Origin of the sequence: Actinophytocola sp. (genome assembly GCF_035712165.1) — a bacterium.
Taxonomy (GTDB): domain Bacteria; phylum Actinomycetota; class Actinomycetes; order Mycobacteriales; family Pseudonocardiaceae; genus DASYTH01.
In genome coordinates this window covers 1-2273 of record NZ_DASTBH010000359.1, presented here as the reverse complement: position 1 = coordinate 2273, position 2273 = coordinate 1, and the positions used below count along the sequence as shown (strand labels likewise).

The window sequence follows — 2273 nt, the reverse complement described above, 5'->3', positions numbered from 1 at the left end:
CCGCTGGTCGTGGCGCTGCCCGCCGGCCATCCGCTGGCCAGGCGGGTGCGGGTGCCACTGCGGGCGCTGGCCGGCGAGCCGTTCGTGCTCTACACCCGCGCCTCCGGCCCGTCCGTGCAGGACGCGATCGTCGGCCACTGCGTCGCCGCCGGCTTCACCCCTCGGATCGTCCAGGAGGGCGCCGACGTGCAGACCATCATCACCCTGGTCGCCGCCGGGATGGGTGTGTCGCTGCTGATCGCGCCCACCCCGCCGAGCGCCCGCGACGCCGTGGTCTACCGCCCCCTGAGCGACCGCCTGCCGCCCTGGGAACTGGCCCTGGCCTGGTCGACTACCAACTCAGCGCCGGTACTGGCCCGGTTCCTCGCGGTGGCCGAGGAGGCATACTGAGCGTGGCTGTTGGGAGGGCGGATGACGACAGAACTGAAGGTGCTGGGCGCCTGCCCGCTGGACTGCCCGGACACCTGCGGCTGGGTGGTCACCGTCCGCGACGGCCGGGCGGTCGGGCTGCGCGGTGACGCCAACCACCCGTTCACCCGGGGCGCGCTGTGCGCGAAGGTCAACCGGTACCTGGAGCACGCGGCGGCGCCGGACCGGATCACCCATCCGCTGCGCCGCACCGGGCCCAAGGGCAGCGGCCGGTTCGAGCGGATCACCTGGGACGAGGCGCTGGACGAGGTCGCCACCCGGCTGCGGGACATCGCAGGCGAGTTCGGCGGCGAGGCGATCTGGCCGTACTGGGGCACCGGCAACATGGGCTACCTGCAGGGCGTCGTCGGCTGTCCCGGGCGGCGGCTGTTCAACGTGCTCGGCGCGTCCGAGCACGCCATGACCATCTGCTCGGTGGCCGGTTCGGCCGGCCTGACCTACACCGTCGGCACGCCCGCCGGGATCGACCCGGAGGACCTGCGCCGGTCCCGGCTGATCATCCTGTGGGGCACCAACCCGCTGACCACCGGCCACCACATCTGGCGGTTCGTCCAGGCCGCCCGGCAGGACGGCGCACACGTGGTGGCCATCGACCCGTTGCGCAGCCGCACCGCCCGCCAGGCCGACGAGCACCTCGCGCCGATCCCCGGCACCGACGCCGCACTCGCGCTCGGCCTGCTCAACGTGGTCGTGCGACTCGGCGCCGAGGACCGCGCGTTCCTGGCCGGGCACACCGTGGGCTGGCCGGAGTTCCGCGCCCGGATCGAGCAGTACCCGCCGGAGAAGGTCGCCGAGATCACCGGCATCCCGGCCGAGCGGATCGTCGGCCTCGGCACCCGGATCGCCACCACCCGACCCACCGCGATCCGCACCACGATGGGTATCCAGCGGCACGCCGGCGGGGGGACGGCGCTGCGCACGCTGGCCTGCATTCCGGGCGTCACGGGTGACTGGGCGCTGCCCGGCGGCGGGCTGTCCTACTCCACCAGCGCGCACTACCCGCTGGACAAGGCCGCGCTGTACCGCGACGACCTGCGCCCGCACCCGGTGCGCACGCTGTCCATGACCCGGCTGGCGCACACGCTGTCCACAGTGGACGATCCGCCGGTCAAGGCGTTGTTCGTGCTGGCGGCCAACCCCGCGGCCAGCACGCCGGACCAGAACGCGGTGCGCCGCGAACTGTCCCGGGAGGACCTGTTCACGGTGGTGGCCGAGCAGTTCCCCACCGACACCGTGGACTACGCCGACATCGTGCTGCCGTCGACCATGCAGACCGAGCACGCCGACCTGCACACCGGCTACGGACACCTCTACCTGGCCTGGAACGAGCCGGCCGTGCCGGCGCCCGGGGAATGCCTGCCGGCGACCGAGATGTTCCGCCGGCTGGCCGACCGGCTCGGCCTGACCGAACCGTGTCTCTACGACAGCGACGAGCAGTTGGCCAAGCAGGCACTGGGTTCCGGTGACGGCGCGCTGGCCGGGATCACGCTGGACCGGCTGCGCGCCGAGGGTCACGTCCGGCTGACCGTGCCGGACCCGTTCCTCCCGTTCGCCGCCGGGTTCCCCACGCCGTCGGGCAAGCTGGAGTTCCGCTCGGACCGGGCCGCCGCCGACGGGCTCGACCCGCTCGCCGGATACGTCCCGGCCGCGGAGGTCGCCGACGACGGGCTGGCCGCCCGCTACCCGCTGGTGCTGATCTCGGTGGCCTCGCACGAGTTCCTCAACACGGTCTTCGGCAACAACGCCGAGTTGCGCCGCCGGGCCGGGACGCTGCGGGTGGTGCTGCATCCCGACGACGCCGCCGCGCGCGGCCAGCCGGCCGGCGCCCGGGGGCGGGTGGCCAA

The 2273-nt window shown here is 73.9% G+C and carries 2 protein-coding genes; both read left to right on the top strand.

From position 1 onward, the window contains the following. The coding region (locus tag VFO68_RS19950; protein WP_325159845.1) for a LysR family substrate-binding domain-containing protein at positions 1–390 on the top strand (390 nt) is incomplete at its 5' end. A 21-nt stretch (positions 391–411) separates the two neighbouring features. Then, positions 412–2273: molybdopterin-dependent oxidoreductase (locus VFO68_RS19945; protein ID WP_325159844.1), on the top strand; the 1862-nt coding region annotated here is incomplete at its 3' end.